25 protein-coding genes and 1 tRNA gene are annotated in these 24,690 nt (G+C 30.5%); 11 read left to right on the top strand and 15 right to left on the bottom strand.

The features are described from left to right. The first annotated feature begins 16 nt into the window (after positions 1-16). Both AC5SMR_RS02025 and AC5SMR_RS02020 read left to right on the top strand, forming a co-directional pair. Positions 17-571, top strand: coding sequence for a thioredoxin family protein (locus AC5SMR_RS02025; protein ID WP_271486661.1), 555 nt, complete (start codon positions 17-19; stop codon positions 569-571). Next, on the top strand, positions 571-1,653 hold the full coding sequence (locus tag AC5SMR_RS02020; RefSeq protein ID WP_494577179.1) for a glycosyltransferase family 4 protein: 1,083 nt from the start codon (positions 571-573) through the stop codon (positions 1,651-1,653). The genes AC5SMR_RS02025 and AC5SMR_RS02020 overlap by 1 nt, the downstream gene beginning before the upstream one ends. Here AC5SMR_RS02020 and AC5SMR_RS02015 read toward each other — a convergent pair. Genes AC5SMR_RS02015 through AC5SMR_RS02005 form a run of 3 tightly spaced genes read right to left on the bottom strand, consistent with a single transcriptional unit; the run spans position 1,650 to position 4,629 of the window. Next, a complete protein-coding gene (locus AC5SMR_RS02015; protein ID WP_494577178.1) occupies positions 1,650-3,152 on the bottom strand; it encodes a tripartite tricarboxylate transporter permease in 1,503 nt (500 codons plus the stop codon). The genes AC5SMR_RS02020 and AC5SMR_RS02015 overlap by 4 nt on opposite strands. Continuing rightward, on the bottom strand, positions 3,149-3,619 hold the full coding sequence (locus AC5SMR_RS02010; protein ID WP_415289891.1) for a tripartite tricarboxylate transporter TctB family protein: 471 nt from the start codon (positions 3,617-3,619) through the stop codon (positions 3,149-3,151). The genes AC5SMR_RS02015 and AC5SMR_RS02010 overlap by 4 nt, the downstream gene beginning before the upstream one ends. A gap of 29 nt (positions 3,620-3,648) precedes the next feature. Beyond that, positions 3,649-4,629 carry a tripartite tricarboxylate transporter substrate binding protein gene (locus AC5SMR_RS02005; RefSeq protein WP_494577177.1) on the bottom strand — a complete coding sequence of 327 codons (981 nt, stop codon included), beginning with the start codon at positions 4,627-4,629 and terminating at the stop codon, positions 3,649-3,651. A 222-nt stretch (positions 4,630-4,851) separates the two neighbouring features. On the opposite strand from AC5SMR_RS02005, the gene AC5SMR_RS02000 reads away from it, so the two are divergent. Then, on the top strand, positions 4,852-5,928 hold the full coding sequence (locus AC5SMR_RS02000) for an AbrB family transcriptional regulator (protein ID WP_494577176.1): 1,077 nt from the start codon (positions 4,852-4,854) through the stop codon (positions 5,926-5,928). Here AC5SMR_RS02000 and AC5SMR_RS01995 read toward each other — a convergent pair. Then, positions 5,920-6,852, bottom strand: coding sequence for a glycosyltransferase family 9 protein (locus tag AC5SMR_RS01995; RefSeq protein ID WP_494577175.1), 933 nt, complete (start codon positions 6,850-6,852; stop codon positions 5,920-5,922). The two genes, AC5SMR_RS02000 and AC5SMR_RS01995, sit on opposite strands and share 9 nt — an antisense overlap. Before the next feature lie 32 nt (positions 6,853-6,884). Here AC5SMR_RS01995 and AC5SMR_RS01990 point away from each other — a divergent pair, with 32 nt between their 5' ends. Then, the gene (locus AC5SMR_RS01990) at positions 6,885-7,274 is read left to right on the top strand and encodes a DUF6165 family protein (RefSeq protein WP_494577174.1); all 390 of its coding nucleotides are present in this window, start codon (positions 6,885-6,887) and stop codon (positions 7,272-7,274) included. Here the strand turns inward: AC5SMR_RS01990 and AC5SMR_RS01985 are convergent. The 5 genes from AC5SMR_RS01985 to AC5SMR_RS01965 all read right to left on the bottom strand — a co-directional run bounded on the left by AC5SMR_RS01985 (position 7,268) and on the right by AC5SMR_RS01965 (position 11,296). Next, a complete protein-coding gene (locus AC5SMR_RS01985; RefSeq protein WP_006996682.1) occupies positions 7,268-7,942 on the bottom strand; it encodes an ABC transporter permease in 675 nt (224 codons plus the stop codon). The genes AC5SMR_RS01990 and AC5SMR_RS01985 overlap by 7 nt on opposite strands. After that, complete coding sequence (locus AC5SMR_RS01980; protein WP_494577173.1) at positions 7,942-8,634, bottom strand: ABC transporter permease; 693 nt, start codon at positions 8,632-8,634, stop codon at positions 7,942-7,944. The genes AC5SMR_RS01985 and AC5SMR_RS01980 overlap by 1 nt, the downstream gene beginning before the upstream one ends. A 45-nt stretch (positions 8,635-8,679) precedes the next feature. Continuing rightward, positions 8,680-9,537, bottom strand: coding sequence for a transporter substrate-binding domain-containing protein (locus tag AC5SMR_RS01975; protein WP_271486635.1), 858 nt, complete (start codon positions 9,535-9,537; stop codon positions 8,680-8,682). Between the two features lie 81 nt (positions 9,538-9,618). Continuing rightward, positions 9,619-10,659, bottom strand: a complete 1,041-nt coding sequence (gene speD / locus AC5SMR_RS01970; protein WP_494577172.1) for an adenosylmethionine decarboxylase — start codon at positions 10,657-10,659, stop codon at positions 9,619-9,621. 112 nt (positions 10,660-10,771) lie between these two features. Then, the gene (locus tag AC5SMR_RS01965; protein ID WP_494577171.1) at positions 10,772-11,296 is read right to left on the bottom strand and encodes a 5'-methylthioadenosine/S-adenosylhomocysteine nucleosidase; all 525 of its coding nucleotides are present in this window, start codon (positions 11,294-11,296) and stop codon (positions 10,772-10,774) included. A 37-nt stretch (positions 11,297-11,333) separates the two neighbouring features. Between AC5SMR_RS01965 and AC5SMR_RS01960 the strand changes: the two genes are divergently transcribed. Continuing rightward, positions 11,334-11,861, top strand: a complete 528-nt coding sequence (locus AC5SMR_RS01960) for an adenine phosphoribosyltransferase (RefSeq protein ID WP_494577170.1) — start codon at positions 11,334-11,336, stop codon at positions 11,859-11,861. Positions 11,862-12,027: 166 nt separating this feature from the next. Here AC5SMR_RS01960 and AC5SMR_RS01955 read toward each other — a convergent pair whose 3' ends face one another. Then, positions 12,028-12,726, bottom strand: a complete 699-nt coding sequence (locus AC5SMR_RS01955) for a glycosyltransferase (protein WP_494577169.1) — start codon at positions 12,724-12,726, stop codon at positions 12,028-12,030. 52 nt (positions 12,727-12,778) lie between these two features. Here AC5SMR_RS01955 and rfbB point away from each other — a divergent pair, with 52 nt between their 5' ends. The 3 genes from rfbB to AC5SMR_RS01940 are packed head-to-tail and all read left to right on the top strand — an operon-like array spanning position 12,779 to position 15,362. Next, a complete protein-coding gene (gene rfbB / locus AC5SMR_RS01950) occupies positions 12,779-13,798 on the top strand; it encodes a dTDP-glucose 4,6-dehydratase (protein ID WP_494577168.1) in 1,020 nt (339 codons plus the stop codon). Then, a complete protein-coding gene (locus tag AC5SMR_RS01945) occupies positions 13,795-14,661 on the top strand; it encodes a sugar nucleotidyltransferase (protein WP_494577167.1) in 867 nt (288 codons plus the stop codon). The genes rfbB and AC5SMR_RS01945 overlap by 4 nt, the downstream gene beginning before the upstream one ends. Continuing rightward, complete coding sequence (locus AC5SMR_RS01940) at positions 14,661-15,362, top strand: sugar nucleotide-binding protein (protein WP_494577166.1); 702 nt, start codon at positions 14,661-14,663, stop codon at positions 15,360-15,362. The genes AC5SMR_RS01945 and AC5SMR_RS01940 overlap by 1 nt, the downstream gene beginning before the upstream one ends. Here the strand turns inward: AC5SMR_RS01940 and AC5SMR_RS01935 are convergent. The 5 genes from AC5SMR_RS01935 to aptA all read right to left on the bottom strand — a co-directional run bounded on the left by AC5SMR_RS01935 (position 15,357) and on the right by aptA (position 20,727). Further along, positions 15,357-15,433: transfer RNA gene (locus tag AC5SMR_RS01935), tRNA-Met, on the bottom strand. The genes AC5SMR_RS01940 and AC5SMR_RS01935 overlap by 6 nt on opposite strands. Before the next feature lie 65 nt (positions 15,434-15,498). Next, positions 15,499-15,726: a hypothetical protein gene (locus tag AC5SMR_RS01930; RefSeq protein ID WP_494577165.1), complete on the bottom strand. Its 228-nt coding sequence runs from the start codon at positions 15,724-15,726 to the stop codon at positions 15,499-15,501. 40 nt (positions 15,727-15,766) lie between these two features. Then, on the bottom strand, positions 15,767-18,211 hold the full coding sequence (locus AC5SMR_RS01925) for a GcvT family protein (RefSeq protein WP_494577164.1): 2,445 nt from the start codon (positions 18,209-18,211) through the stop codon (positions 15,767-15,769). 6 nt (positions 18,212-18,217) lie between these two features. Continuing rightward, complete coding sequence (ald, locus tag AC5SMR_RS01920; protein WP_494577163.1) at positions 18,218-19,336, bottom strand: alanine dehydrogenase; 1,119 nt, start codon at positions 19,334-19,336, stop codon at positions 18,218-18,220. A gap of 44 nt (positions 19,337-19,380) precedes the next feature. Next, positions 19,381-20,727 carry an omega-aminotransferase AptA gene (gene aptA / locus AC5SMR_RS01915; RefSeq protein WP_494577162.1) on the bottom strand — a complete coding sequence of 449 codons (1,347 nt, stop codon included), beginning with the start codon at positions 20,725-20,727 and terminating at the stop codon, positions 19,381-19,383. A gap of 206 nt (positions 20,728-20,933) precedes the next feature. Between aptA and AC5SMR_RS01910 the strand changes: the two genes are divergently transcribed. The 3 genes from AC5SMR_RS01910 (at position 20,934) to AC5SMR_RS01900 (ending at position 24,675) form a co-directional block, all read left to right on the top strand. Further along, complete coding sequence (locus AC5SMR_RS01910; protein WP_494577161.1) at positions 20,934-21,875, top strand: ABC transporter substrate-binding protein; 942 nt, start codon at positions 20,934-20,936, stop codon at positions 21,873-21,875. An 87-nt stretch (positions 21,876-21,962) separates the two neighbouring features. Beyond that, a complete protein-coding gene (locus AC5SMR_RS01905) occupies positions 21,963-22,760 on the top strand; it encodes an ATP-binding cassette domain-containing protein (protein ID WP_020169287.1) in 798 nt (265 codons plus the stop codon). 1 nt (position 22,761) lies between these two features. Continuing rightward, positions 22,762-24,675 carry an ABC transporter permease gene (locus AC5SMR_RS01900; protein ID WP_494577160.1) on the top strand — a complete coding sequence of 638 codons (1,914 nt, stop codon included), beginning with the start codon at positions 22,762-22,764 and terminating at the stop codon, positions 24,673-24,675. The last annotated feature ends 15 nt before the right edge of the window (positions 24,676-24,690 follow it).

Raw genomic sequence — 24,690 nt, 5'->3', positions numbered from 1 at the left:
TATATATTATTATAACATGCCGTTAAAAACTCCAATATGTGATTTCGGACAAGCTGCTAAAAGCTTTGAATTAAAGTCCACTAATAACGAAATTATTAAATTAAATGATGTTAAAGGGACAAATGGAACTTTGGTTATGTTTATTTGTAACCACTGCCCTTATGTAAAAGCAGTTATTAAAGACATTGTTGAAGATTGCAAAAATTTAGAAAAACATGGGGTAAAAGCTGTGGCTATTTCAGCAAACGATCCAATAAATTATCCTGAAGATAGTTTTGAAAATATGATTGAATTTGCAAGAAAACATCAATTTAATTTTCCATATTTATTTGACGAAACTCAAAATGTTGCAAAAAGTTATGATGCAGTATGCACTCCTGATTTTTTTGGATACAATAATAATTTAGAATTACAATACAGAGGTCGTATAAGAGAATTGGATAATTTAAAACCAGTAAGAACTGGTGATAGTGATTTATATAGTGCAATGAAACAAATTGCAGAGACGGGCAAAGGTCCTGAAACGCAAATTCCAAGTGTTGGCTGCAGTATCAAATGGTTAGATAATTAATGTACTTAATAGTTACAAAAACGTTCCCTCCAGAAGTTGGAGGTATGCAGAATTTAATGTGGGGTTTAGCAAATGAACTTTCAAAACACTACATGATAAAAGTATTTGCTGATTATCATGAAAATTATAAATTATTTGATGAGCAAGTTTCTTTTTCAATAGAGCGTGTTGGTGGCATAAAACTTCTTAGAAAATATAGAAAAGCTCAATTGATTAATGAATTTATTAAAGAAAATAAAATTGATGGTATAATTGCTGATCATTGGAAAAGTTTAGAACATCTTAAAACTAATAAAAAAAAGATATGCTTAATTCATGGTAAAGAAATTAATCATGAAAAAGGCACCTCTCTTAATAAAAGAGTATTGGAGGTTTTAGATAGTGTTGAAACCATTGTTGCAAATTCTGAGTACACTAAAAATTTAGCTATTTCATTAGGTGTTCACCAAGATAAAATTGTAGTTATTAATCCTGGTGTTGATCCTGTTGAAGAATTAGATAAAAAAACTTTAGATAAAGTAGAGAATTTATTAAAACATAAATCTCCCAGATTAATTACTGTCTCTAGATTTGATAAAAGAAAAAACCATGAAAAAGTAATCATGGCGCTTCGAAATTTAAAACAAATCTACCCTAGTATTATTTACATTTGTGTGGGCTATGGAGACGAGGAGGAAAATATTAAAAAATTAGTAGCAGAATTGGGCCTTCAGCCACAAGTTATGTTTTTTAAAGATATTTCTAACGAATTAAAAAATGCGCTAGTTGCTAAATCTAATATTTTTGTAATGCCATCTATTGTTCATAAAAAATCTGTTGAAGGATTTGGGATAGCTTATGTTGAAGCTGCTCAATATGGATTGCCCTCTCTTGGTGGAAAAGATGGAGGTGCAGCAGATGCAATAGAACATGAGAAAACAGGTTTAATTTGTGATGGTAATGAATTAGATGAAGTCTATTCAGCAATTAATTTAATGTTAGAAAATAATAAATTCCAAGAGTATGGAAAAGCTGCCAAAGAAAATTCTGCTAAATTTAAGTGGAGTACTATTATTGAAGAATATAAAAAAATTCTAAACTAAATCTTTTTACTCTTAATTGTTTTATAAATTTGCCAGCCAACAATTAGAATTGTTATCCCTATTATTGCAGCAGTAAGAGGTCTGTCCCATAAAAAAGTCCAAGAACCATCACTTATTAATAAAGATCTTCTTAAATTTTCTTCCATTAATCCACCGAGGACAAAGGCTAATATGAGTGGTGGCATTGGAAAATCATATAAGCGCATAAAAGTTGCAACAACTGCAATTCCAATCATTAAATAAATATCAAAATTATTAAATGACATTACGTAAATTCCTGTAATTGAAAAAAATAAAATAAGCGGAATTAAATAATTTTTAGGAACTGCAAGTATTCTTGCTATGTAAGGTATTAAAGGCAAGTTTAGAATAAGTAACACTACCATTCCAATATACATCGACATAATAACAGACCAAAAAATTTCAGGATTGGTTATATAAAGTCTAGGCCCTGGTTGAATTCCAAATCCTAATAAAGCTCCAAGCATAACTGCTGTAGTTCCACTCCCAGGTATTCCTAAAGTTAATAAAGGAACAAAAGCTCCAGAACATGCTGCATTATTTGCAGTTTCTGGTGCAGTTAAACCATGAACACTACCTTTACCAAATTTTTCTTTTTCTTCATCGCTAACAAAATTTCTTTCCATTCCATAGGCTAGAAATGATGCAATAGTTGCACCAGCTCCTGGTAAAACTCCAATTAAAAAACCAATAACTGAATTTCGAGGAATAGTTTTTAACATTTTACCTCTCTCTTCTTTGTTAATCTTGATTGAACCTAGTTCAGTTAATGAAACTTGTTTAGCAACAACAGACGGATCATTTCGTTTTAAAATAATTGTTAAGGCTTCACTCATAGCAAAAGTTGCCATTACAACTAAAACGAAACTTATCCCATCAGATAAATTCATGTTATTAAAAGTAAATCTTGTAATATCAGATAAAGAATCTTGACCAACTGATGCTAACATTAAGCCTAAAACAACCATCATCATTGCTTTTAAAAATTGTCCCTTTGATGAAAAGGCTGCAATCGCTGTTAAACCTAAAATCATTAAAGCAAAATAATCTGGTGATCTAAAGGATAAGCTTACTTTAGATAAGCTTGGTGCAAGAAATAACAAATAAATTGAAGCAAGTGTTCCACCTGCAAAAGAACTCCAAGCAGCAATAGCTAAAGCTTTTCCAGCTTTACCTTGTTGAGCCATTGGATATCCATCAAATGATGTTGCAACAGTTCCAGGAACACCTGGAGCATTTAATAAAATTGATGAAGTTGATCCACCAAACACTGCACCATAATAAACACCTGCCATTAAAATTAATCCAGTAGCTGGATCAAAACCATAAGTAATAGGTATCATTAATGCAATTGCCGTCATTGGTCCAAGGCCAGGTAGCATTCCAATGATGGTTCCAAAAAAACAACCAATCATGACCATAAATATGTTTTGAAATGTAAGAGCTGTTTTTAAACCGATTAAAATTCCTTCGATCATCCCATAACTCCAATTAGTTTTAAAAATGGATCTCTTAAATAAATTTCAAGTACTCCATGTAAAAGGTACATAAAAGCACCCACAAAAGGGAAAGAGAGTAAAAATATTAACTTCCACCTTCTCTCACCTAACGCATAATAAGAAGACGCTAGAAATAAAGAGGTTGTTAAAAAATAACCTACTTTTAATATAGTTGCTCCATAAATAATTGCTATGATCACAAGTATAGCTGTTTTTTTATACTCTAAATTATTATGATCGACTTTAATTGTATTACGCTCTGGTAAAATAATTTTTAAACCAGAAAAAAATAAACCTGCATAACCTAAATAAATTGGAAATGTTCTTGCATTAAAAGGTGCATTTTCATCAAATGAAAAAACTTGAATTTGATATGCGATATATAAATAGAATGCTGAGAAAATAAAAAAGAGCAGTGATATAATTTTAGTAGTATTTATATTCACTGCTCTAATTTTTAAATAATCCTAAAGGATTATATAACTCCCAATTTCTTCATAAGAGCTGTCATTTCTACAGTTTGCTTTTCTAAGAATTTAACAAAATCCTTATCTGAGTTATAAATATTAACCCAAGCATTTCTTTTTCTAACAGCTTCCCATTCAGGAGTTTTCATAACTTTACCTAACATTTTAGATAAAGCTTTTTTATCTTTATTGCTCATATTAGGAGGTCCAAAAAATCCTCTCCAGTTTACGAACTGAACATCATAACCTTGCTCTTTTAGAGTTGGTGCATCCGGTGCATCAGCTACTCTTGAAGGAGCAGTGATACCAATAATTCTAACTTGGTCTCTTGCACCCATAAGTTCACCTAAACCTGTAGAAATAATTTGAGTTTCTCCAGATAAAAGTCCAGCTAACGCTTTTCCACCAGCATCATAAGGAATGTAAGCAACATCATTTGGATTAGCACCAGCAGCTTGGAAAGCTAAAGCACCAATTAAATGGTCCATACTTCCTCTTACTGATCCACCAGCCATTTTGATAGAGCTTGGATTCTTTTTGTATGCATCAACTACATCTTTAAAGTTTTTGTAAGGTGAGTTTTTTGCAACTGCAATCGCACCGTAGTCACCAATTACACCAGCGATTGGGGTAACATCTTTATAAGATAAAACTCCAGATCCTGTAACATAACCTTCGTGTCTAGTAATAGATCTTAAAACTAGCGGTGTAGATTGTACTAAAACCGTATTTTTAGGTTGAGTGTTAATCATGTAAGCTAAAGCTTTTCCACCACCACCACCTGACATATTTTCAAATGATGCACTTTTTAACATTCCTGATTTTGTTAAAGCTTCTCCAGTACCTCTAGCAGTTCCATCCCATCCACCACCAGCACCACCACCAATCACGAAATGGATTTTATCCATTGCGATTGAATTTGTTGCTGTTGCAGAGAATAATAGAATTGCTGAGAATAATACTGAAACTAATTTTTTAATGTTTTTCATTATATTCCTTTATTGTTTGTTTTTAATAGTTGCAGTTAATTATACTATAGTTATGAATGCAAGTTTTTGAACAACATACAACTTAAAGTTGATTTTATTTATTTGATAAATTTGCAACTATTAGCTTTGTTATTTCAATAATAAAAAAAATACCTATCACTAATTAAGGGAATTTCTTTTCTGTTATCTTTTTAAAGGTAAGTGATAAAAGAATATTTGTTAATGAAAAATTCTTCTATTCAATTTAATTCCTCTAACATTAAAGAATTATTTTCTAAAAAATTTTTATTAGTCATTTTAATTTCAATCCCAAGTGCAATTGTAGCTGATTATTTTAATATTCCATTAGCGTGGATGCTTGGCCCTATGCTTGCAGTTTCAATTGTAGCATTAAGTGGATTAAAAATTAGAATGCCAAAAATAGCTTTAAGTTCAATTTTAATAGTTCTTGGTCTTCATATTGGAAATTATATCGATCAAAATTTAATCAATCAAATGACTGAATGGGTGTGGACTTCAATAATAATGTTTGTCTATATTCTAATAAGTATTTTAATTGTTTCAAAATATTTACAAAAATTTTCAGGCTATAATGTCAAAACTTCTATTTTTTCAGCAGCACCGGGTGCATTAGGTCCGTTAATGATACTGGCTGAACATGAAAAATCTGACTTATCGCAAGTTGCTACATCACATTTAATTAGATTAATTATAATAATAACTGTCATTCCCTTTTTTGTTGTTAATTATTCAACAAATGAAGCACTAACAATTGAAAAATTTAATTATCTTGATCAAAACCATTTTCATCTTTTAATTCTCTTAATAGGTTCGATATTATTAATTTTCTTATTTGATAAAATTGGTGTGCCTGCTGCATTATTATCTGGGACATTAGTTGCAAGTGGAATTTTACAAATAACTGAAGTTGCCTCTTACAAACTACCAGATGAAAGTATAAATTTTTGTTTGCTTATTTTAGGTGCCTCTGTGGGTTGTCGTTTTGCAGATAAATCATTAAAAGAAGTTGCAGGTAATTCATTTCATAGTTTAGTTGCAACTGTAATGCTTGTAGCTCTTGGATTATTAGCTGCAATTGTTGCAACATATTTTATTGATACCAATTTCTTGACTCTACTTTTATCTTTTTCTCCTGGAGGAATTTATGAGGTAGCTGTAATAGCAATAGCTTTTGATTTAGACCCTAACTTTGTGGCATTTCACCATATTATTAGATTACTAATGATACTCTTCACTGTTCCTGTAATATTGAAAATTATTGGTAAGAAATTAAATTAATATTTTTTCTAAAACTTTACCTGCATTTAATTTATTTAAATCATCAACCTGTATTGCTTTAAAGTTTTCTCGCTCAATACTAACTTTAAAAGCTGTGGTATGTTTACCAAATAAAGTCAAACCTTTTACTCCAAGATGAGCAGTCATATGAGCAGGTCCTGTATCATTTGCAACAACAAATGAACTTTCTTTAATCAAGCTTGCAAGTTGAGAAATATCTAAAGCTTTACCTTTGTCTAAAATTGAAATGGCATTAATGTTTTTTGCATCATTAATTTCAGAAGGTCCAGGTGCCACAATAACTTTAATTTGGTCTTTATATTTATTTTTAATCAACTCAATTAGCTCATTGTAATGGGGCCACTTTTTATGAGTTAGATGCGCTGAACAAAATGGAAATAAGACAATGTATTTGTCTAACTTAAATTCTTGTTTAATATTATCGATGTTAGTCACAGCCCAACTAAAATTTGGTTTCATGGTATGTTCTGTTTTAATTTCAGAGGTTTTAAGTTGATGATCAAATCTATTTAAAACTGGGTTTTTATCAAATTCATCTTTTGAAATATTACTTGGTAAAGTTGTTTCTGAGCTAGACCAAGTATTAAAATTTGCTTTTGGAAATAAAATATTTTTATAAAATTTTGTTCTAGATGAGTTTTGTAAATCATAAACTTTTCTAAAATTCTTCTTTTTCAAGTTTCTCATTAACATATATAGATAAATTAAATTAAATCTTGATTTACGTTTGTCTAAAATAACATTGTGTACAAATGGGTTTTTCCTAAATAATTCAAAATAAGGTTTTGTTGTTAATATATGTATTTGATCTTCAGGGTGGTTTTCAGAAATATCTTGAATTGCCCCACAAGCTTGGGCTATATCTCCTAAAGAACCATGTTTGATAACTAAAATATTAGACATATTTCTAACAACTTAACATAGTATAAATTTTTATGAATAAAATTCTAGTTGAAGTATCAGTTGGTGAACTTTTAGATAAAATTTCTATTTTAGAGATTAAACAAGAAAAAATTAAAGATCCTGAAAAATTAAAATTTATTAATGATGAACACGGTATTTTAAAAAATCAATTAGATAACAATGTTAAATCTGATGAAAAGCTTAATACACTTTTTAAGTCACTGAAAGATATTAATGCAAAATTATGGGTTATAGAAGATGACAAACGATTGTGTGAAAAAAATTCTGATTTTACTGAAAAATTTATAAAACTATCAAGAGATGTTCATTTTTTAAATGATGATCGTGCTAAAATAAAATTAGAGATGAATAATCACACAGGCTCTAAGATTAAAGAGATTAAAGAATACACTTCTTATTGAAAACTATATTTTTTTTCTAGATATTTTATCAAGTTGTGAAAAATAAAAGTCATAAATAAATAAATTCCACCTGCTAAAAGAAATACTTCTAAAGGTTTATAAGTTGTTGATACAATATGTTTTGCAACACCTGTAATATCCATCAACGTTACCGTACTTGCAAGAGATGTGCCCTTCATCATTAATATAATCTCATTACCATAAGCTGGTAAAGATTGTCTGATCGCTACAGGAATTTGAATTTTATACAAAATAATTTTACTTGATATCCCTAAACTTTTACCCGCTTCAATTATTCCAGGTTTTATAGTTTGAAAAGCTGATCTTAAAATTTCTGAAGTATAAGCCCCTGTATTTAAGGCAAATGCAATAATTGCACACCAATAGGGTTCTTTTAAGATGACCCAAAGAAAAGTAGATCTTAGCCATTCGATTTGTCCAAGACCATAATAAATTATAAATATTTGAACTAGTAATGGAGTTCCTCTAAATAAATAAGAATATCCATAAGCAAATTTATTAATAAATGGGTTTTTATTTAATCTTAAAACTGCAAATAAAAATCCAATAAATAAACCAATGATTAATGATGCTGATAACAATTTTAAAGTTATAACTGCAGCACTAAGTAACTTTGGTAAACTTGTGATCATTAAATCAAAATCCATTAAAAGCCCCTGCTGTATTTGACTTCAAGTCTGTTAATTAGTTTCATACTTAAAAAAGTAAGCATCAAATATAAAACTGCAGCAAAACAATAAAAGAATAAAGGATCTCTAGTAGATCCTGCTGCAATATAAGATTGTCTCATAATCTCAACTAAACCAGTAACTGATATTAGTGACGTATCTTTTAAAGTGATTTGCCAAACATTACTTAAGTTCGGAATAGCAAGCCTTAACATTTGAGGTAAAATTATTTTATAAAATTGTACAAATTTACTAACCCCTAAAACTTTTGAAGCTTCAAATTGGCCTTTATCTATTGATTGTATCGCTCCTCTAAACACTTCTGTTGAATAGGCCCCAGATATAATGCCGATTGCAACTGAACCTGTAACAAATGCATTAATTTCTATATATTCAAAGTATCCAAAAATTGAAGCAACATACATAATCGCGCCACTTCCCCCAAAAAAGAAAAGATAGATTACTAATAATTCTGGAACCCCTCTGATAACTGTTGTGTAAGTATTGCCAATAAAATTTAAAAATTTATTATTAGATAATTTTAACGGCGTAAAGATTAATGAAAATAAAAAACCAATTAACATTGCAGTGACTGCTACTGCAATTGTCATTAGAGTTGCATAAAACAACTCGTCTCCCCAGCCCGTTTTTCCGAATGATAAAAGATCCATATCGAAAGGGCGACTAATTAAATAGTCGCCTTTTCAAAATATTATTTACATAGAAGCGTCAAAGCCAAAATACTTGATTGCAAGTCTAGAAATAACTCCATCTTTTCTTGCTTGATCAATGGCTTTGTTAAAAGCTTTTAAAAGCTCAGCGTCTCTCTCTCCTAGTGTTCCACCTAATTGAGAAGCTTGTCTTAAACCAACTCCAACACCATTTCCAAATGCACCACCTGAAAAAGTTGGTCCAACTAGTACTACTGGTTTTCCAGATTTTTCAGCATAATCAGTAAATGCTACTGCTGCCGCTAAGGCAACATCACATCTTCCTGCTTCTAAGTCTAGATTAACTTCATCTTGAGTTTTGTAAGTTCTAACATTTACTTTACCTACATCACCAGACTCTAAAAAGTTTTGGTGAATAGTTCCTGTTTGAGTACAAACAGTTTTACCAGATAAAGCTCCAGTTATAGTTTTAAGTGCTTTATTAACACTTGAACCGCCCAATGTTAGATTCACTCCTTCAGGAGTTTCCATTCCCTCTAAATCTGAACCTTTCATAACAGCAAGTGAAGCAACTTCGTCAGCATAACCTTGAGAGAAAGTAATTACTTTTTTTCTTTCATCAGTAATTGACATTCCAGCCATAATTGCATCAAATTTTCTCATTTGAAGAGCTGGTATCATTCCATCCCAATCTTGCTCAACAACTTCACATTGTCTTCCAATGTATCTGCAAAGTGAATAAGCTAACTCAACTTCAAATCCAATTAATTTTCCTGAAGCATCCTTAGAGTTCCATGGTGGGTAAGCACCTTCCGTTCCAATCTTTATTTTATCAGCGTAAACATTTCCGATTAATAATAAAGAAGCAAGAACAGTTAAAATTGTTTTTTTAAATATATTCATTTTTTCCTCCATAAATTTTAGGGGAAGAAATCCCCCTTAGGGATATTTATTTCACAAATTTGCTAATTTAAAAAGAAATTTTTAGTGATTAATTGATGATGAAAAGTTCCAAGAACAGTCAAAACTTGGGATATAAACCCTATCCAAAGTTGTATTTCCAAAATTCTTATTGAAAACATCTAACCATTTCTCTACTTGATCTGGTTTTTTATCTTGGCTGCCTACTTGAGCAGTAATTACTCCATTAGGTTTTAATATTCTAATGAGCGAATCCATATTTTTGGCAGCAAGATCAATACAAAACTGATCATCGTTAAGATCTACAAAAATTTTATCGTACTTATCGTCTTCAACAGATTTTATACTTTCAAAAGCATCTCCCCAAATACATTTAACTGAATTTTTTTCAGTTGATTTATTACCAATGCTTCCAAGATGTTTATTGCAAACTTCAACTACTTCTGGATCAAGTTCATACCAGTCTATAAAATCAAAACCTTTAGAGGTACACTCTCTTGCAACTCCTCCATCTCCACCGCCAATAATAGCTGCTGTTCCCATATCTTTATTTAATTTTAAAGCAGCGTTTACAAATGTTGAGCTATATAAAACCTCATCATTTGTTGCGACTTGAATTTCGTTATCAATGAATAATGATTTACCAAATTGTTCTAAATCTAATATTTCAATATGTTGACCTACTTTAGATTTAAAATCTTCTAAAACTTCATTTACAACATATGACTTTTGTAATCCAGGTGAACTGTAAATGTCATGATATAAAGACTTAGTATCTCTATCAAAAGCTTTTGTGACAATTCTTTTATGTTTAAATTCTTTTTTAACAATATCGAGCGCAATAGAAGGACTTACCTTCCCACATGTGAAAAAATCAAAACTAATAATTCCTTTTTCTGGAAACGTGTGAAAACTGATATGACTTTCAGCTAATAAAGCAAGTATAGTGAAACCTTGAGGCTCAAATTTATACTTTGAAATTTCAAGAATTGTAACTTCTGCAGCTTTTGCAATTTTACGAATTACGTTCTCGTAAACTGAAGGGTCATACTCTTGAGTAGTACCTATGATGTCTAAAGTTATGTGCTCACCTACTTTAGTCATAAAAATTATTCCCTCTTATAATTTTTTATTAATATTAAGTTGCTCGGTTTTATATAGGTGTATTGATAATTTTCAACAATTAATCAATTTTTTGATATTTTACTTAATTAAATTAAAACTGAGCATTAATTAAATTAGCAAATGCACTAGCCCCTTTTGCTAGATTTTTGTTCCAATCATTATCAGCATTTTCATCCGCATTATCCGATATATATTTAAAACATTTAAACTCAATATTTTCCAACCTACAAACTTTTGCAATAGCGTATGCCTCCATATCGACTACATCAACTTCCATATCAATCTTTTTATTAACAAAGCTGTCTCCCGTTCCACAAGAATAACCATCTTTTGATGTAATAATTTCTTTAATTTTATCAAAAGGCGTCTCTCCCAATTCAAAGTCTAACCCTCTAACATCCATATCTCTTTGATAGAATTTAGTACACTCAACTATTCCTTTTAAATCTGTATTAATTGCACCAACTGTACCATAATTAATAATTAGTTTTGGTTTGTGAATATTAATTAACTTTAATGTGTTGTAGGTTGCATTAACTTTTCCAACACCAACGTGATTAAAATAGTCCAACCCAATAGTTTCTTCTTTAATTGCTGCTAGGAATAATTTGTCCATAGATTTTTTTTACTAAAGATATAAATATATTAATATCATGAATTTAAAAGATTATATTAGGTCTATTCCAGATTATCCAAAAAAAGGAATTTTATTTAGGGATATTACAACTCTAATTAAGGACTCAAATGCATTTGAAGAATGTATTAATCAAATAGTTGAAAGATCTAAAAAATATAAAATTGATAAAATTGCAGCAATTGAGTCTAGAGGTTTTGTTTTTGCATCTGCGGTTTCTTACATTTTAAAAAAACCATTTATAATGCTTCGAAAAAAAAATAAATTGCCTGCTGATACATATTCAATAGATTTTGAATTAGAGTATGGCACGGCAACTATTGAAGTTCATAAAGATTCAATTGATAAAAATGACTCAGTTTTAATTATAGATGATTTAATTGCAACAGGTGGCACTGCTGAAGCGGCAGCTAAATTAGTAGAAATATCAGGAGGTAAAGTTGCAGCTTTTATTTTTGCAATAAATCTTTTTGACTTAGGGGGTTCCGATAAATTAGTAAAAAAAGGTTACAAAATAGAAAACCTGATGGATTTTCCTGGTCACTAGTATTAAACTTGTGGTCTATACCATGATTTTTTACCAAGTATGGAGTTGCTAAGTCCCAAGAATCTCATCATATAAATCTTTTTTTTAAATTTATTGAAAGTTACTAAATAATAAAAAAATTTAATCATAGAAGTGGTCAATGTTGGGACGCTTATTAAAATGGCTCTTAAATAACCAAAATGTTTTTTATTAAAATAAAATTTTGACCACATCCAATGCCAGTTTCGTGAAAATTCAACTTCTCTTTCATGCATAGGAGAATGAGATTTTCCTCCGAGGTGATTAATTTTTGCTTTTTTTGATATATATATTTTATTATTTTTTTTTTCGTTCTTAAGCACAAATCATCATTTTCTAAATAAAGAAAAAAATTCTCATCAAAAAAAAAATTATCTTGAAATTTATTTTTATTTATCAGCATTGCATATCCGTCTACAGAGTCGACACTTAAAAACTCTAAGTCATTATTTTGTAATTTCTTATTTTTAATCTTATAATTCGGATATTGAATATCATCAGATAATGGTGCTAAAATTGAATAATCATTATGCTTTGATGACAAAGTGATTAATTCATCAATAGTATTTTTATAAAATTTTACATCAGGATTAATCACAAAAGCATAATCTGTTTTACATAATTTAATTCCCTTGTTATTTGCAGACCCCATACCTGTATTTTCTTGAACAATAACATTAATTTTCGAATATTTTGCTTCAAGTTTTTTTTTAAATTCTAGGCTATTTGAATTTTCAATAATAATTATATTAGAATCTTTTGGTAAAGACTTGATGCATTCATGAATGACATGATCACTTTTAAATGTAACGATAATAAATGTTAGGTTATTTAAACTTAAAGTCATTGTTGAAGTAAATTATTATATACTTACTATAACGTTTATTATAAATAAAATCATGCAGAATATTTTAGTAACTGGTGGACTTGGGTTTATAGGTAGTAATCTAATTGAGCTATTACTCCTTAAAAAATATAAAGTTATAAATCTAGATAAGGTCAGCTACTCATCAAATTTTTATAATACAAAAGAGTACCAAAAAAATAAGAATTACAAATTTATAAAATGTGATCTTAATAACAAAAATAAACTTAATAAAATTATTTTTAAACATAGGCCAATTGGTATTTTTAATTTAGCAGCAGAAACTCATGTTGACAGATCAATAGATGGTCCTAAAAGTTTTATTGATAGCAATATTATTGGTGTTTTTAATCTACTTGAAATATTTAGAGAATATTCGAAATTAAATAAAAAAAGTAAATTAATTCATATTTCAACTGATGAAGTTTATGGAGATATATTAAAGGGGCGATCTCATGAAAACTTTCCTTATAAGCCTAGTTCGCCGTATGCCGCTACTAAAGCAGCCTCCGATCATCTTGTAAGTTCATATGTTAGAACCTATGGTATTCCTGCTATAGTCACAAATTGTTCAAATAACTATGGCCCAAAACAACACCCTGAAAAACTTATACCAAAATTAATTTATAATATTTTAAATAATAAAAGTTTGCCCATTTATGGAAATGGAAAAAATTCAAGAGAATGGATATACGTTCAAGATCATTGTGAAGCTTTAATAAAAGTTTTTCAAAAAGGTAAAATTGGTGAATTTTATAATATAGGTTCAAATAAAAATTTGAACAATCTTGAGATTTGTAAAGCTTTAATTAAAATTGCTAAAAAAGATCACTTAATTGGTTCAAATGTTATGATTAAATTTGTTAAGGATCGACCTGGTCACGACATAAGATATGCACTTGATAGTAAAAAAATATTAAGAACCTTGAGATGGAAGACAAAAGTTAGTTTTGAGAAAGGTTTGGAAAAAACATTTTTATGGTATCTTCACAATAATAACTACTACAAATCTATATCTAAAAAAGATATCATTAAAAGATTGGGTACAAAATGATTAAAAAAGGGATAATTTTAGCTGGAGGAATGGGAACAAGAATGAGTCCTCTTACAAAAGCTGTTAATAAACAACTTTTACCAATTTACGACAAACCTCTTATCTTTTATCCACTCTCAATACTAATGCTTGCAAAAATTAAAGATATATTAATTATTGTAAACAAAGGTCAACTAAATCAATATAAAAAATTAATACCTAATGGAGACAATTTAGGAATTAAGATTAGCTATATAGAACAAGATAAGCCAAGAGGATTGCCTGATGCCTTTGTATTAGGTGAAAAATTTATTGGTAAAGATAACGTGGCAATGATTTTAGGTGATAATTTTTTCTATGGTCAGAACCTAACTTCAAAATTACTAGACTGCGCAAAAATTAAAAATGGTGCTAAAGTTTTATTGCATAGTGTTCAAACACCCGAGTTATTTGGTGTTGCAAAAGTAGATAAAAATAACAAAATTATACAATTAAAAGAAAAGCCAAAAAAATTTATATCTAATAACGCTATAACAGGGTTATATTTTTTTGATAATAAAGTTGTACAGTATTCAAAAAAACTAAGGCCATCTAAAAGAGGTGAAGTAGAAATTATTGATCTTTTGTTAAGATACAAAAAAAATAATAAGTTATCAGCTGATTTTATTGGAAGAGGTGGTGCCTGGTTAGATACAGGTTCAATTGATGATTATTATAAAACAATTGCTTTTGTGCAGGCAATTGAAAATAGACAAGGATTTAAAATTGCTTGTATAGAAGAAATTGCATTAAACAATAAATGGATAGGGAAAAAAGAAATTGATAAATCAATTAAGTTTTATGGTAACTGTAATTATTCAAAATATCTTAAAAATTTAATTTAATGCAAAAAAAGATAGTTATCACGGGTGGTGAGGGAAGATTTGCCCAAGTTTTAAAGAGAGATAATAAAAAATTAGATATCCTTTATCCAAGTAAAAAAGAATTAAATATTTTAAATATCAATTCTATAAATAAATATTTAAAAAAAAATAAGCCTAAATACCTGATTCATGCAGCAGCTTTATCGAGACCAATGAATATTCATGACAAACAAATATCTAAAAGTATTGATTTAAACATAATAGGTACAGCCAATATAGTAAAAATCTGCTCTGAACTAAAAATTAAACTTATTTATTTTTCAACTGGCTATGTTTATGAGGGAAAAATTGGTAATTATAAAGAAGTTGATCCTGTTTTACCTGTTAACAATTACGCATGGTCAAAACTTGGTGGTGAGTGTGCGGTTACTATGTACAAAAATTCTTTAATCTTGAGAATTACAATGTGTGAAAAGCCCTTTTTACATAAATATGCTTTTCATGATATTGAGGCAAACTTTATATTTCATGAAGAAGTTGTAAAAATTATACCTAAAATTTTAGATAAAACAGGAATAATTAATGTTGGTGGCAAAATTCAATCAATTTATTCATTTGCAAAAAAAAATAATAAAAGTGTCAAAAAAAAATCTGGTAAAAAATTATTTCCAAAAAAAGTTTCCATGAATATTGCAAAATTAAATAAAATTATGAAATGGTAGCGGGAAGTGGAATCGAACCACTGACCTCAGGCTTATGAGTCCTGCGCTCTAACCGACTGAGCTACCCCGCCACATAATTCTTGATGATTTATAATAGTTTTTTAATTTAGTGCAATCAAGTATTTGAGAGAGTTGTTTACTTTAAGAACGTGATCAAAGTTCCTAATAAAGAAAGTCCTAATATAGTAGAGCTATAAAAAATTATTTTTCGTTTAGTTTCATTTTTTTGATCTATTTTTACCCTGTTAAGTAATTTGTTGATGTCTACAATTCTCTTTTGATCAATATATTGTAGTTGAATAGTTTTTTTATTAATTTTTTTTTCACTGATATGTTTTCTGTCATGAAAATAAGTTTTTTGCATGAGATTATTTAACCACCAATTATTTAACTCGGCAACAAAATTATAACAATCTAGGACGTTTATCTTTTAGAGGAGTAATCTCTACTAGTGCTGGGAATTTTTGTTTAGCAACTTCAATATATAGGTTCATTTTTGAAAGTTCTTCATTTGAATGTATTGAGCTTACATATCCAAAAGACAGGTTTTTTTTATAATTAAAGGAATAATTCCCAGATGTCGTTCTTCCTATAATCTTATCTTCCAGATAAATTGGTTCTTCATGTAATAATAGAGGTGTGCCTGGCTTACTATCTTTAAGTGACAGCATGACAAACCTTCTGTTTTGTTTTTTACCTTTTATTTTTAATAAGCTTTCTTTGCCAATAAAATCGATTTCTTTTTTATAACTAATTGCAAAATTTAATCCTGCCTCGTATTGATTTTCTTCGGGTGAAATATCGTGACCCCAATGTAAAAATCCACTTTCCATTCGCATTGTATCCATTGCATGCGATCCACAGTGAGATAAATTATGATTTTTTCCCTCTTCAATAATTAATTGATAAATTTCTTTAGCATCCTTATTTTCTATATAAAGCTCAAATCCTAATTCACCTACATAAGATAATCTTTGAGCCCAAATTTTTTTTGAACCAAGACTTATAAATTTACCATAACCAAATTTAAATCCTTCATTACTAAAGTCATCATTTGAAATTTTTGAAATTAAATTTCTACTTTTTGGTCCAAAAATTCCTAAACAAATAAGATCATCTGTAATATCTTTTAATTCTAAATTAGGAGATAAATGTTTTATGATATGCGCTTTATCATGGGTTCTTGTTGCAGCTGAACTTATTATTCTAAAATAATTTTTATCAATACAAATAACAGTTAAGTCTGCTTCAATTCCTCCAGCTTCATTCAGCATTTGTGTATATGTTGATCTACCTATTTCATTTTTAATATTAGCTGTACATATTCTTTGTAATTCTCTATGTGCTTGTTCTCCTTTTATTTCATATTTTGAAAATGGAGAGAGTTCATACAAACCAACATTGGTAATTGTATTTTTTGTTTCAAATTCAACTGAAGGATACCAGTTTTGATAATCAAAACTGTATTTGTATTCTGCTTTTTCATTATCTTTTGCGTACCACATAGGTCTTTCGTATTCACCGGATACACCAAAGCACGCTCCCTCTTTTTTTAATTCTTCATGATACGGTAATAATCTTTGATTTCTTGAAGTGTTATGCTGTTTATAGGGCCAGTGCATTCCGTATAAATCACCAAGAGTTTCTGTTACTCTTTCCATAATAAATTTTGTAGATGAGTGGAACTTTTGAAATCTTTTAATATCAAGTGAAAATAAATCTTCATTCATATATCCATTAATCATCCATTCAGCAGTAACTCTTCCAGCACCCCCTGAGCTGGCTATGCCAATGCTATTAAATCCACAGCATGTGAAAAGATTATTAACTTCTGGAGTTTCTCCTAAAAGATATTGAGTATCTGGTGTAAAAGATTCAGGACCTGAAAAAAATTTTCTAATCCCAGCAGTTTCAAGTATTGGTAATCTTTTAAATGATTTTTCTAAATAAGGCTCAAAGTGATCAAAGTCGTCTGGAAATTCTCCAAATGAAAAATCATCTGGTACAATTCCTTTATCTTTAAACGCAGGTTTTGCATTAGGTTCAAATATTCCAACTAACATTTTGCCAGCATCTTCTTTTAAATAAAGACAAGAATTGTAATCTCTCAAAACTGGTAGATTTTTAGGCAATTTATCTAATGGTTCTGTGATTATATAGAAGTGCTCATTTGGATATAATGGAATACTTACTCCAATATCTTCACCCATTTGTCGAGCCCACATCCCGGTTGCAATTACAACGTATTCACAATCAATTTTGCCAAATTTCGTTTGAACACCAACAATTTTTTTGTCTTTAATTAATATTTTTTCAACAGGAGTTTTCTCAAATATCTGAGCTCCTTCCATTTTTGCAGCTTTTGCTAAAACATTAGTCACTCCAACGGGGTCTGCCTGACCGTCTTCCGGCATATATACTCCACCTAAAATATCATCATCATTTATAACAGGATAAAGTTCTTTTATTCTTTGTTTGCTAACAGTTTCAACATTAACATCAAATAACTGAGCAGCAGTTGCTTGTCTTAATAATTCTTGTAGCCTTTCAGGTGTGCTAGCAACTGTGATTGCTCCATTTTGTTTTAGTCCAGTTGATAAACCAGTTTTTTTTTCTAATTCTTTGTAAAGATTTAAAGAGTATTTACGAAGTCTTGTAATTGTAGCGGATGCACCCAACTGACCAACAAGACCTGCTGCATGCCAAGTAGTTCCTGATGTTAGTTGGTCTCTTTCTAATAAAATGGTATCCTTCCAACCATATTTTGCAAGATGATATGCAACAGAACAACCAGCAACTCCCCCACCAATGACAACAACTTTTGCTTTGGCCGGAAGCATTTTATCCATACCTTTTTAATGGGTTATAGCTTTTTCCGCTGCTACAAACTCGTGTCCAAAAACATCAGCAACCGCTTTATAAGTCACCATACCTTTATGGACGTTTAATCCTGCAAGGAAATTTTTATCTTCACCTAAAGCTTTTTGATAACCTTTGTTAGCAAGTTTAACTAAATAAGGTAGTGTTGCAGCATTTAATGCAATTGTTGAAGTTCTTGGAACTCCACCTGGCATATTAGCTACACAGTAATGAACTACATCGTCAATGATATAAGTTGGATCACCATGGGTTGTTGGTTTACTCGTTTCAACACAACCTCCTTGATCAATTGCAACATCAACAATAACAGATCCTCTTTGCATCAGTTTTAACATTGGTTTAGTAATTAACTTTGGAGCTTCAGCACCTGGAATTAAAACACCTCCAATTAATAAATCAGCTTTTGCAACTAGTTGATTTAAATCGATCTTATCACTTTGTTCTGGAATTATTTTATCTCCAAACATTTCAACTAATTGTTTCAATCTTGCTTCAGATTTATCAACAATGTGAACTTTTGCTTGCATACCTGTTGCAATTACAGCAGCATTTTCTCCAACAACACCACCACCTAAAATAACAACAGTTCCACCTTCTACTCCAGGAGCACCTCCTAATAAAAGACCTCTACCATTTTGGTTTTTTTCTAAGCAATGTGCTCCAGCTTGAACTGACATACGTCCAGCAACTGCACTCATTGGTGCAAGTAATGGTAATCTGCCATTGTCATCTGTAACTGTTTCATAGGCTATACAAACACCTTTAGATTTAATCAAACCCTCTGTTAATTCTTTAGCTGCCGCTAAGTGTAGATAAGTGTATACGATTTGATTTTCTCTAATCATCTTAACTTCACCTGCTTGCGGCTCTTTTACTTTAACAATTATATCTGCATCATTGAAAATATCTTCAGCTTTATCAACAATTTTAGCACCCACACTTGTGTATTGATCATTTTCAAAACCAGCTTCAAATCCACCATTGTTTTCAACTAAAACTTCATGACCTTCTGATATTAAAGTTTTAACGCTATCAGGAGTTAATCCAATACGATGTTCTTGTGGTTTGATTTCTTTAGGTACGCCTATTTTCATAACTTGCTTTCACTTTTTACAAATACTTTAATTGAATAAAGTTTTTAGTTTTTTTGATTTTTTTGATAGTTGGTAATACCAGTTCTTAACTTTTCAATAATTTCATCAATATGTTTTTCTTCACAGATAAATTGAGGAGCTATAATTAAGCAATCTCCTGTAGCTTTAAAGTTAACACCAGCTTCATAACATGCTTTAAAACATTCATAACCAGCTTTACCTGGTTTAGTGTTTAGCTTCATGTCTATTCCACCCATCATTCCATATCCTCTAATATTATCCACAGACTCTAGATCTTGAAGAGAGAATAATCCTTTTTGGAAATAAGGAGCTAAATTTTTTGCTCTATTAAAAATATCATCTTTTTCAAAAATTTCTTGCACTGCAAGAGCAGCTGCTACTGCAACAGGAATTCCTGAATAAGTGTAACCATGAAATAATTCAACTGCACCTGCTGGTGAAGCATCCATTACTGCATCATAGATATAATCATTACATGCAACAACACCCATAGGAACAACTCCATTTGTTGTAGCTTTAGCCATTGTCATAATATCTGGAGTTACTCCAAATTCATCTGCACCAAATTTAGAACCTGTTCTGCCCCATCCTGTAATTACTTCATCAAAAATTAAAAGTATTCCATGCTTGTCACAGATCTCTCTTAGTTTTTGTAAATATCCTTTTGGTGGAACCAATGTTCCAGTTGATCCAGCAATGGGCTCAACAATACAAGCAGCAATATTTTCGCCACCAAAATTTTGACAAATAGTTTCTAAGTCATTTGCTAAATAGTCACCTGTCTCAGGTTGACCACTTACAAATTTATGTTCTGGCAAATGTGTATGCCTAATGTGTTGGACACCTGGCATTAAAACACTTGCAAACGTTTTAATATTATTCACCATTCCACCAACTGAAATACAGCCGATGTTCATTCCATGATAACCACGTTCACGTCCAACGAATCTAAATCTTTCTGCATGCCCTTTTGCTCTATGATAAGCAACAGCAATCTTAATTGCAGTCTCTACAGCTGTAGATCCACAAATTGTAAAAAACATTTTATTTAAATCACCTGGTGTATGCTTTGAAATTTTTGTAGCTAGTTCAAACGAACCACCAAAACCTTGTTGAAAAGGCTGAGCATAATCCAATGTTTCTAATTGCTTTGTAACAGCTTCTGTAATTTCTCTTCTTCCATGACCTAGTGGATTACAAAATAAACCTGAGCTAGCATCTATTTGCGTTTTTCCATGGTGAGTTTTTAAGTAAACACCTTTTGCTTCTGTAATTAATCTGGGGTTTGCTTTAAAATCTTTATTAGATGTAAAAGGCATCCAATGTTCGTTTAGTGAATTAGGTACTGCAGTTCTATTTTCTGAGCTCATAAATTTTTCTCTCTATGTATGTAGTATTATAATTTTAATCCTAACTATTAGACTAAATCAAAAGGTTTTCTAGAATTATTTTCTTTTTTAATACTTATAATTTTCTACAACTTATAAGTGTATAATAATGAAAATTTGTTTTACATCAATTCCAAATTCTATTTAAATACGGATAATTTAATTAAATTACTAACAAAGGAATAATAATGAAAAAAATAATTGGTTTTATTCTTGGTGCTGTAGTTGCTCTTAACTTATCTATATCAGTTGCTAACGCTGCTGCTAAAGAAGTTAGAGTTGCATTCTTTTTAGAATGGCCTACTCCAAACCAAGAAGACAAAGTTAAAAAGATGTTTGATAAAGCTCTAGGTGTTCCAGTTAAATGGACTAACTTTTCAAACGGTGGTGCAATGACTGATGCTATGTTAGCTGGAGATATTGATATTTCTTACTCACAAGGCTTAGTGCCATTCATCAATGCTGTTAAATCAAAAGCTCCGCTAAAACTTGTAGATATTGCTATGGAATATGGAATGGGTGGAACAACTTGTGTTACATCTAATGCTTCTGGAATTACAAAAGCTAACGCTTCTGAATTAGAAGGTAAAAAAGTTGCTGTTCCTCTAGGAACAATGGCTGAGTATGTTTTTGATGAAAGTATGAAAGTTGTTGGCGCTGACAAAAGTAAAATGACAGTTATTCAAATGGATCCTGAAGAAGGTGCTGCTGCACTAGTTTCTGGTGATGTTGTAATGGCATGTTTATTTGGTGGTAATTCTATTAAAGCTGCAACTGCAGTTGGAAGTAGATTACTAACAGTTCAAGAAGCGCGTGATGCTGGTATCTTAGGTATTGACATTACATCTGTTACTGACAAATTTATGAAAGAGAACCCAGGTATGCTGAGAACTTTCATAGAAGTAACTCATGAAGCAAATGCTAGATATGCAGCAGGTAAAAGTGATTTAAATGTTATCGCTAAAGATGCTGAGATGAAGCTTGGTGATATGAAAGAAACTTTAAGCGGATTTAAATTTCTTACACCTGAAGAGACTGAAAAATCTATGACTTCTGGGAATCTAAGTGGATTTTTAAAAGGAATGGGTACTCCTAACGGAGCAGTTGATACAAGCTTTTTACCTCTTTAATTTAGAGAGTTAAATAAATTTAAATAGGCGCCAATTTAATAAATTGGTGCCTATTTTTTTAAAAAAATTCTAATATAGTATTATCTTATGAGTGATTTAATTTCTCAGAATTTAAACATGATCTTTAAAACTCCTAAAGGAGAAACAGTTCATGCATTAAAAGATGTAAACTTTACACTTAAAAAAGGTGAACTTTTAACTGTTCTTGGTCCTTCGGGCTGTGGAAAAACAACTTTGTTAAACATTACTGCTGGATTTCTACGACCTACTTCTGGAGTTCTCACTCTTAACGGAAATGAAATTAATGGCCCTGGTGTTGAACGGGGAATGGTCTTTCAACAAGGTGCTTTATTTGAATGGCTAACGGTTGCAGAGAATGTTGACTTTGGTTTAAGAATGAAAAAAGAAGACCCGGTTAAAACTGCTAAGAAAGTTGAAGAATGGTTAAATATAGTAGGCCTACAAGGTTTTGGAAACACTCCTACTTATCAATTATCTGGAGGTATGCAGCAAAGAGTTGCTCTTGCTAGATGTTTAATTAATGACCCTGATTTAATTTTAATGGATGAACCGTTAGGAGCATTAGATGCATTAACCAGAGAGAAGATGCAGTCTTTAGTTTTAAAAATTTGGAAAGAAACAGGAAAAACCATTATCTTAATCACCCACTCAGTTGAAGAAGCTTTACTACTAGGTGAAAGATTATATGTAATGGCACCAAGACCAGGTCGTATCCATAAAGAATATAATCTTCCTTTTGCATCAATGGGTATTGATGGTGATTTAAGAGAGATAAAAAAAACACCTAACTTTGTAAGCACTAGAGAAGAAATTCTAACTATGATTTGGAATATGGAAGAAGAAATTATGGGTAAAGATATTTAGTATGCTAACAGGTATTATAACATTCGTAGTAATTTTTGCAGTTATTGGATCTATTTTGTATGGAAGAAAATTAGCAAAAACTGAAAAATTAGATGCTGTATTTGGTAACCCTGAAAGAGCTAAAGGTGGAGTTCATTGGGTTATTGTTGGTAGTAGTTTTTTACTATTAACTTGGCTTTACTATTCTTGGGATATGGCTAAATCATTTTATCCTCAGTCTGCAAATGAACTTTGTCAGGTTGCAAAAGTAAACGACTCTTTACTTTCATTAAAATATTTATTTCCAATTGAGGAACGTGAATTTAAGAGTACTTCAATAATTAAAGGTGAAAACAAAAATATACAAAAACTAGCTAATGAAATTAAAAATTCACCTAATATAAGAGAACAAGACAAAACTACTCTTTTAAAATTTATTGCAAAAACTCAAAAATCAATTCCATTATTAACCAATATTGATCTTTTAGAAGAAGAAACAAAAAGTCAAATTCGAGATTTAACAAATAGAATTACTTGGTTAACAGAAGATTTCCAAAAAATAAGCTATCCACCAATTAAAAGTATTGAAGAAGAGAACGCAAGAATTGAAGCTTTAAAAAAACAAGGGAAATGGGGAGCCTCTGCAACCGCTGTAGAAAATACAGTTGAAATACCAACTATTCCTGAAACAAAAATGGGTTTAAAATTTGATGCAGCTGCAAAAGAATTAACTCTTATTAGTAATGACTTTTTCAAATTAAGAAATCATAACTATAAATATAAACAGTTAATGAAAGAGATTAAGGATGAGATTAAAGCTTATCGATCTAGTTTAGATGATACCCAAGAAGTAGCTTCTGCATTAGCAAAAGATGTTTTAAAAATTGCTCGAAGAATCGAATACGCAAGTATTTTTCCACCTAATACTCTTGATGATATGCAAAAATCAATAATAGAGTTTGATGAAGTTCAAAAGAAAGAGCAAGGTGTTTTAAGACTAGTTGATATTTTTTTATTTCCTGCTGGTACAATTGTTTCAAGTGGACCAAATTGTTCTGAGCAAGGATCTGGAAGATGGTTACCAAAACCGTCTGATACCTTTAATAAATTTGTGCTACTCCTTAAACCCAGTATTGGATTTAAAAACGTACCTCTAATTTGGTATGAAATGATGGATGTAAGTAAAATAGTTGGTTTTATATTACCTGATTGGATTGCAGATGCTATGCCTGGGGCATATCCAATTCATAATGCTGACGGAACTGTTACTCCAAACTTTAAGAGTAAAGTCTTAAGTGTTGTTACGGGTGAGTTTAAATTATTTAAGATACCAGTTCCGATGGGTCATATCTGGGATTCTTTTTTAAGAGTTCTCCTAGGTTTGGTACTTGGAATTATTTTTGGTGTACCACTAGGATTATTTATGGGTTTAAACAGATTCGCTAAAGGATTTTTTGATCCCTTAATTGAACTATATAGACCGGTACCCCCATTAGCTTGGGCTCCTCTAGTTATTACTGTATTTGGAATTGATAATGTTGGGAAAGTTTTCTTATTATTTATGGTTTCATTTTCAATTATGATCATCTCTGCTAGAGCAGGAGCTGCTGGTACGCAGTTGTCTAAAATTCATGCTTCACACTCACTTGGTGCATCTAAATGGCAAATATTAAGACATGTAATATTTCCAAACTCATTACCAGAAATTTTAACAGGGGTTAGAGTTGCTGTTGGAATGTGTTGGGGAACTTTGGTTGCAGCTGAATTTTTAGCTGGTACTACAGGTATTGGATTTGTTGAAAACGTTGCTAAAAAATACTTCCAATATGAAGTTATTTGGATCACTATTTTTGTAATGGGTATGTTAGGTTTATTATTTGATGTTGCTTTAAGAAAAATAATTGACAAAACAATTCCATGGCATGGTAAAGGTTAATCAAACTTTTATTAA

It is taken from the genome of Candidatus Pelagibacter sp. PS_28, assembly GCF_059417885.1.
Note: the sequence above shows the minus strand (reverse complement) of the source record. Positions and strands in the feature narration are given on the sequence as shown.